Here is a 7,171-nt window from a genome sequence, read left to right as displayed (position 1 = left end):
GCTCCGGACACCAGTCCCACATAGCCCGTTCCGATCATCGCGATTCGCATGAAAAACTGTTCCCGTTGAAGATCGATGTTCCGCCAAACACCCTAGACCATTTCTCTATCCGGTCGCACGCCCAACATTAGGGCAGAATGCTTCGCGAACGGAATAAACGTTAACGGCCCAGCACTTGGGCGGCACTGGCCAAAGCGCATGACATGCAGTTGTCGCAATCTACATGTGCGCGGGTGACTCGACCGCGATCGCTTCACCACTCATTCGCACGGAACCGCGATCAAGACAGCACCGCCGCGATTCGATTTGGCGTCATGCCGGCGCGACCAACGACATTGGTCTACATCACCCGCGTGACCTCAGTAGTCACAAAGGACGCGAGACAAGCGCGGCGCTCAAGGAACTGAAGTCCTTTCTCCGCCTTGCGCTGATTCTATTCTAGGTGATTGACTGCGCTGACCACGAGCGGCGTCTCAGCCCTCGAGATCGTGACCTGAACGGTCGAGGCGCCAGCATCGTGACGGTTTTTGCCAACGACCACCAGAGTGAACGTATCGGTACCTTTGAAGTCGGGCTTGGCGAAATAGCGAAAGCCGGGGCCGACCAACACCAGTTCGCCACTCTTTGGCTTCTCGACGACCGAAACATTGTAGATCTGCATCGTCGACCACCGCAGACCCTGGATACAGTCAGCGCCGGGCGCAATGGTCATCGACCACTCCATGGTATCGCCGGCGAGCTTGTAAGGCTTGATGTCGCGCAGGCAAGCCGGCGTGGCGCTGGCTGCGAACGTTGACGAAATGGTCGCGACTCCCAAAACGGCCGCCATATTCGAAATTCTGGACATGTTTGAACCTCCAACCTGATCCAACGATAGGACAAACGCCTGAATCTTCGGTAAGCGGTGACTGGTTTAGGATCCGTGGTTAAGATTGGACGAACTCCGGGTTCATCGGGTAGCCACTCACGGACTCTGCACAAGTCTTCATCATCGCCGCCTTCCTGGCGGACGATGCCACCCGGCATGGCGCTGGCCAGGGCACCGATAAACAGCTAGATCAATGGCGCAATGGCGGCAGCCCACTGGAGATAGCCGTTCTCGTTGAGATGAACAGCATCCAACGCAAAGGATTCGTTCAGCATCCCGTCCTTTGCCAGACGCGCATTGAGATCGACGTAAGTGCACATCTTCCCGTCGCAGAACATTTGCAAAAACTCGTTCGTGACCTGAACGTAGCGATTCAAGTCGCTACGACGAGTCAGGATCAATGATTGCACGTAGACCTTCGAGCCTCGCGACAGCACCTCGACGATATGCCGAATATTCGCCTGCGTTTCCATCGCTGTCACAAAATGTGCTGGATCGTTTATCCCGATATTAAGAAACACGACCTGGGAACCTGTTACCGAAGGGTATAATCGCGCTAGTACGCCAGCGCTGACGTCTCCGGTTATGCCTTGGTTGCCGACGTCGGGCCGTCCCAGCAACAATGACCAGTCAGCATACTCTGTAAGAGAATCGCCAATCATGGTGATCCGCCTGCTCTTACGCACCGCATAAAGAGCGGATCTTATTCGGTAAGATGGATTAGCCCTGAAATCGTAGGGCGAAGCCTGCCGTGACAACCACTCGTATGCTCCAGCCAACGGCCACGAGCGACGAAGGCCCGTGGTTGCCCCGAGAGTAAAGGCCACGCTCACCAGCCCGACGACTGCCACCACCGACCACGATCCAATACGCCGCATTATCTTCGTTCCATCACCTGGGAGGAGCTCGCATCACTACGACCAGGGCCGCCCCTCTCGTAAAGACTTTCTTTTCCAGAGGCACGGAGCGAGTAACCACATCTCCACCGTATTCCTACGGATCACGATCTCCGAACCCTCAAACACCGAGATCAAGACCGACCCCTCCTAGCATCCAGAGCGCCTCGACGACGAGCGATCCGAGGACAACGAAAACATCATAAATCGCGGACTCAATCCGATATCCGCACCGGCACAGCATCTTCGGTGCAAGCCGCCAGTGGCGACCTCGACATGCGAGACGCGAGAGGCTCGCATCACCACCAGGCTACTCGTCTAGAAGACGATCCGAACAACTTTATGCAATCCACAACTTCGGTTTAAGTGCCCATCCGTACGACTCCCGGACAACAACCATTCCAGGCCAGGCCGGGGCGTTATGACCACTCAAGCTTCCCTTCAGTTTGTCACCAAAACGGCGACCTCCGCGACTCAATTCGTGGACTCCATCGGAGTAAACACCCATCTCGGATTTGCGCTGTCTCCATATTCGAACGTCACGCTCGTAAAGGCGTCACTCGACTATCTCGGTATCAGCAACATTCGCGACGGGCTGTATTACAACGCCGCCGCCACGCAGAGCTTCAGCGTTCTTGCTGCCGCTGGCTACAAGTTCGATTTCGCCATCACGTTGCAAAGCAACTCGACCGTCGACGTCGCAAAATTCGTCAGTACTCTGGACAGCTACGAGGCCAGGTATGCCGGATCCATCGCCGCAATCGAGGGAGCGAACGAAGTCAACTACTGGCCGGTAAACGTCAACGGCAACACGTCGATTGCCTCGGGAGCGATCGTACAGCAGCAAATCTATAACGCGGTGAACGCTGACCCGCTGCTGAAGAATGTTTCTGTTTACAACGTCACGATCGGCTCAACCGACACGAGTCTCTTCAATCAGCTCGGCAATCTGTCCGGCGCCACCGATTACGCCAACGGACATGCCTATGTGATGTCGACGACGAACATCTCGGCGGGTCTCGATTATCTGCTCGGATTTGCCAAGATCTCCGCTCCAGGCAAACCTGTCGTCATTACCGAAACGGGCTACACAACTCTCACCAGCACTTGGTACAACGGCGTCAGCGAGACAGTTCAGGCGAAGTATACGCTCGACACGCTGATGGACGCCTATCAGAAGGGCGTAGCCGAGACGTATCTTTATGAACTTTTGGACGAAGATTCGTGGCTTTCTCCGAGCGATCCGCAGAGCCACTACGGACTTTTTCATTCCGACGGCACGCCAAAGCTGGCGGCAACTGCCATTCACAATCTCTCGAAGATTCTCGCAGATGGCGGTGCCAACGCGAGCGCGGCCACGGGTAGTCTAACCTACGCCCTGTCGGGAACTCCATCGACCTCGCACGACATGTTGCTGGCCAAGAGCAATGGCAGCGTCGATCTCGTGCTCTGGGCAGAGCCCGTTCTTTGGAATCAAACGACGCACAGCGCAGTGCAGGCGACCTCGTCACCTGTCACGATCACGTTTGGGCAGACCGAGGGGCTCATCAAGGTCTATGACCCCCTCATCAGCTCCAACCCGGTTGCGACCTATACCAATGTCAGCAGTATCCAGGTCAGCATCTCCGACCATCCGCTGGTGATCGAAGTGACGCCCGTCGTCAAGGCGATTTCGGCGGGGCTCGCTTCGACGGCGTCGACGACGAGCAGCTCTTACGTCGGTGGCGCACTCGCGACCCAGACAACGACATTTGCGGCGGGCTCCAACGATCTGACTGACGTCAAGACTTACACGAATGGTGTGGTGACGCGCGAAACCATCACCCATGCCGACAACTCCAAGGACGTCTATATCTACAACGTCCAGAACCAAGGCTACACGACGGAGCACGATACCTTTAACGCAGCCGGCGCCCTCACGACCACGATTCGCACGCATGCCGACGGGACATTTGCCTACTTCTACAATGTTTCCTCCGATGGCGCCAAGACGACCGACCAATACAATGCGGCCGGCCTGATCGTGTCCGAAACCATCTTGAATGCTGATGGTTCGTCAGACGTCAAAACCTACACAAACGGAGTCATCTCGAGCGAGACCGTGAAGAACGTGACAACGTCTTCGACCTCTTCCGTCATCAGCAGCTACACCAACGGAGCACTCGCGACTCAAACGTTCAAGTATGCGGCCGGCGGCTTCGAGATCATGACGTATTCGAACGGCGTGGTGACCAAGAATGACATTGTCCATCTGGACAATTCGGAGGACGTCTACACTCATAACGTCCAGGGCAAAGACTACGTAGCTGGCCACGACACTTACAACTCGAGCAGGGTGCTGACCGCCTCGGTGCATACCCATGCCGACGGCTCGCTCGCCTACTCCTATAACCTCGCGACCGACGGCACCAAGACGACCGACCTGTACGACGCCACGGGCCACCTGACCTCCGACACCGTTCTGCGGACGAACGGCTATACGGAGACGAAGACTTACGCGAACGGCGTCATCACCGGCGATACTATCAAATACGCTGTCGGAGCCGCCGACATCAGCGATACCAAGGTCTACACCGCAGGCGTCCTCACGTCGGATACGATCGTGCACGCTGACAAATCCAAGGACGTTTATCTATCCAACGTCCAGGGCAAGACCTATGTCGCCGAGCACGACGTCTACAACACGGCCGGCGTGCTGACGTCGACGGTCCGCACTCACCTCGATGGTTCGCTGGATTATTCCTACACACTCAAGTCGGACGGAACCAAGGTCACCGACCAGTACAGCGCGTCCAGCAGCCTCACCTCAGACTCCGTAGTCCGCACCGACGGCTCATCCGAAGTCAAGACCTTTGCCAACGGTTCGCTGACGAGCGACGTGGTGAAATACGCCGCAGGAGCCGCAGACATCAGCGACAGCAAGACGTACACCGCCGGCGCGCTCACCAACGAGACAATCGTCCATGCGAGCAAGGCCAAGGACGTGTACGACTGGAACGTCACCGGCAAGAGCTACGTCGCCGATCATTTCCAGTATGACGCGACCGGACGGCTGACGACAACGGACCTGACCAACGTGGACGGGTCGCACGCCCAGACGGCCTCTGTGACCGGCGTAAGCCTTACCTCGACCACGGCCGTGGCGGACACGCTCGCCGCCGCGAGCGTCGGTGGCGACAGCTTCGTCTTCAAGCCGAATTCCGGCAACGACACTATCGTCGGCTTCCACGCTGGCAATGCAGCCAACCACGACACGATCATGATCGACAATTCGGTGGTCAGCATCTTCAACCACCTCGTTATGCAGCAAGTCGGCAAGGATACGCTGATCACGCTCGACGCCCATGATTCGATCCTGGTGAAGAACGTGGCACCGACTGCCCTGACCAGCGCGGACTTCCAATTCTTCGCCCACCATGACCTGGTTGTGTGAGCCGCCCCTTGTAGAATCGATGAGAGCCGCGGTCGAACACGACCGCGGCTCTCGCCTTTTGGACGTTCGGAACTGGTCTGGCCCGGAGGAATCCGGCCTGCTAAGGTTACCGGATATGAAAGCCGTTTTTGCTTGAAATGATGGGATGAAAGATTTGCGGAAGGTGACGTTCTGCAGCGCTCTGGTGCTGCTCGTGGTCACAGATGTGGCCGCACCAACAGGCGCGCTGGCAGGCCCGAGCGCCGAGGTCGCAAGGAAGTGCTTGCATTTCTCGTATATCGCCTATCCCTACCAGCGGCCCGGCGCCGTCAAGATGAGCGGGGACCGTCAGGCATATTTTAGGGATTGCATGACCAAGGATGGCAATGTGCCGGAACCTGCAGAGCCTTCAAAGGCACAGTAGCCGCAGGGGAAGGCCATACCCATGCCGGGAGGCCGTTACTTGCCGCCGTCGTCCACTTTGCCGTTATTGGCGACGCATTTATTGAAATAGGCGGTCTGGTCACGCCCTGATCCCTTGGCGCTGCCGGCCGCCGGGTTGGCGGGTTCACGGGGTGGGAATTGCTTGGTGGTGAGCGCCTTGCAGGTTCGCGCCAGCTCAACCGTAATCGCCGAGGCCCGCTCGGGGATTGAGGCACCTGCCAGGCAAATCAATCCGGCCGCGAGGGCACCAGCCTTGTCTCTGAAAATCATTGTTCATCCTTGGCGCATGTGGCAGAGCCGACATCGTCAGCCCTCCGATATCCTGCATTGAAAGGATCCGGCAAGCTGCCATTCTATAATCTCCCGGCTATCGTTGCAGATCAAGGAGATCGCAACGGACGCAACCTGGACGGCTATGACTTCGAGAGACCTGCGACCTAATGACGAGAACAAGGCGGAGTCGGCGTCCGAGGTCCAGTTCGCGCTGGTGATCGCCCGCATGCTCGAGACGGTGAAAAATCACCCCGAGCACCTGCGTCAGGTGGTCCACGACCTTGCCCGCTACAAGCTCCAGGAGCAGTTCACCCACGCCGACGTCAAGGAAATGAGGCGGTCGCAACAGGCGCTTGAGGCCGCCATACGCGGCGTCGAGGAGTTTTCGCAGAAAGAGATCAGCCTGCCGCCGCCGGCGATGCCGGCCCCGCCTGCGCTCCCGGCCTCGGACCAGGCCGCTCCGCTAAACCAGGTCGCGGTTCGGGAAGTTCCGCCGTCGCCCCGCCCACGGACCGAGATCGAACGCAGTCCGGCCGAGCCCGGTCATCCGCTCTGGCCGATCATCAGGCGGACAGCCGCGCTGCTGACGATTGCCGGCCTTGCGGTGCTCGCGGTCCAGCAAAGGCAACGGCTGGCATCGCTAGCACACTCCCTCCAGCACCAGATCCAGGGGCGACAGATTGCCGCTGCGCCGCCCGAGCCAGTGCCGGTAGCCGACGTGCCGCCGCCCGCGGCTCCTCCGAAACCGAACCCTCTGCGGCCGACCGATTACGGCGTTTACGCCGTGGTCGACGACAAATCTCTCGCTGAATTGCAATTGCTGCCCGGCCGGCCGCCGGACATCAGGGTCGCGGTCTTCGCTGCGTTCAAGGCTCCCGACCAGGCCAGCCTGCCCAACGGTCGTCCGAAATTCATCGTGTTTCGCCGGGACGCAGTGAACAACATCCTCGAGCGTGCCGAAGTGCGTGTCGTCGCGAAAATCGCCCGGGAGTTCTCGGCCGAAGCCAGCGGCAAAAAGCCCGAGGCCGATGACGCCTGAGTGATCCGCAACGCATCCTATCCGTTCCGGGCCTCTCCAATCCCCGACAGTCCCGAGATGTACGAGCTGCACAGCGGGGACCCTGCGCTTGAGCTGCCGCCCGGCCGCTACGCGCTGATCCTGAAGGCGCAGTCGTATTATTTCAGCGTCAATGGCGACATCACCGACCCGCGCCAATGTATCGAGCGGATCGTGGCCGTCAGCGGTACGTTTTATACCGATTGCAAGAAGCCTTGACC

Annotated in this window: 7 protein-coding genes; 4 read left to right on the top strand and 3 right to left on the bottom strand. The window is 58.6% G+C overall.

The window, feature by feature from the left end; translation table 11 throughout:
* Nucleotides 1–433: 433 nt before the first annotated feature.
* Together HYH08_RS19205 and HYH08_RS19200 are read right to left on the bottom strand one after the other, a co-directional pair.
* Nucleotides 434–847: a hypothetical protein gene (locus HYH08_RS19205; RefSeq protein ID WP_220011351.1), complete on the bottom strand. Its 414-nt coding sequence runs from the start codon at nucleotides 845–847 to the stop codon at nucleotides 434–436.
* A gap of 206 nt (nucleotides 848–1,053) precedes the next feature.
* Nucleotides 1,054–1,722 carry a GDSL-type esterase/lipase family protein gene (locus tag HYH08_RS19200; protein WP_220011350.1) on the bottom strand — a complete coding sequence of 223 codons (669 nt, stop codon included), beginning with the start codon at nucleotides 1,720–1,722 and terminating at the stop codon, nucleotides 1,054–1,056.
* A gap of 463 nt (nucleotides 1,723–2,185) precedes the next feature.
* Here HYH08_RS19200 and HYH08_RS19195 point away from each other — a divergent pair, with 463 nt between their 5' ends.
* The gene (locus HYH08_RS19195) at nucleotides 2,186–5,197 is read left to right on the top strand and encodes an RHS repeat domain-containing protein (RefSeq protein WP_220011349.1); all 3,012 of its coding nucleotides are present in this window, start codon (nucleotides 2,186–2,188) and stop codon (nucleotides 5,195–5,197) included.
* Between the two features lie 145 nt (nucleotides 5,198–5,342).
* On the top strand, nucleotides 5,343–5,600 hold the full coding sequence (locus HYH08_RS19190) for a hypothetical protein (protein ID WP_220011348.1): 258 nt from the start codon (nucleotides 5,343–5,345) through the stop codon (nucleotides 5,598–5,600).
* Between the two features lie 35 nt (nucleotides 5,601–5,635).
* Here the strand turns inward: HYH08_RS19190 and HYH08_RS19185 are convergent, their stop codons facing one another.
* A complete protein-coding gene (locus tag HYH08_RS19185) occupies nucleotides 5,636–5,890 on the bottom strand; it encodes a hypothetical protein (RefSeq protein ID WP_228747930.1) in 255 nt (84 codons plus the stop codon).
* A gap of 103 nt (nucleotides 5,891–5,993) precedes the next feature.
* Here HYH08_RS19185 and HYH08_RS19180 point away from each other — a divergent pair, with 103 nt between their 5' ends.
* Both HYH08_RS19180 and HYH08_RS37515 read left to right on the top strand, forming a co-directional pair.
* A complete protein-coding gene (locus tag HYH08_RS19180) occupies nucleotides 5,994–6,932 on the top strand; it encodes a hypothetical protein (protein WP_228747929.1) in 939 nt (312 codons plus the stop codon).
* Entirely contained in the window at nucleotides 6,933–7,169 is a 237-nt protein-coding gene (locus HYH08_RS37515) for a hypothetical protein (protein WP_228747928.1), read from the top strand.
* The last annotated feature ends 2 nt before the right edge of the window (nucleotides 7,170–7,171 follow it).

This window comes from Bradyrhizobium sp. BR 10289 (genome assembly GCF_019455385.1).
Lineage (GTDB): Bacteria > Pseudomonadota > Alphaproteobacteria > Rhizobiales > Xanthobacteraceae > Bradyrhizobium.
Note: the sequence above shows the minus strand (reverse complement) of the source record. Positions and strands in the feature narration are given on the sequence as shown.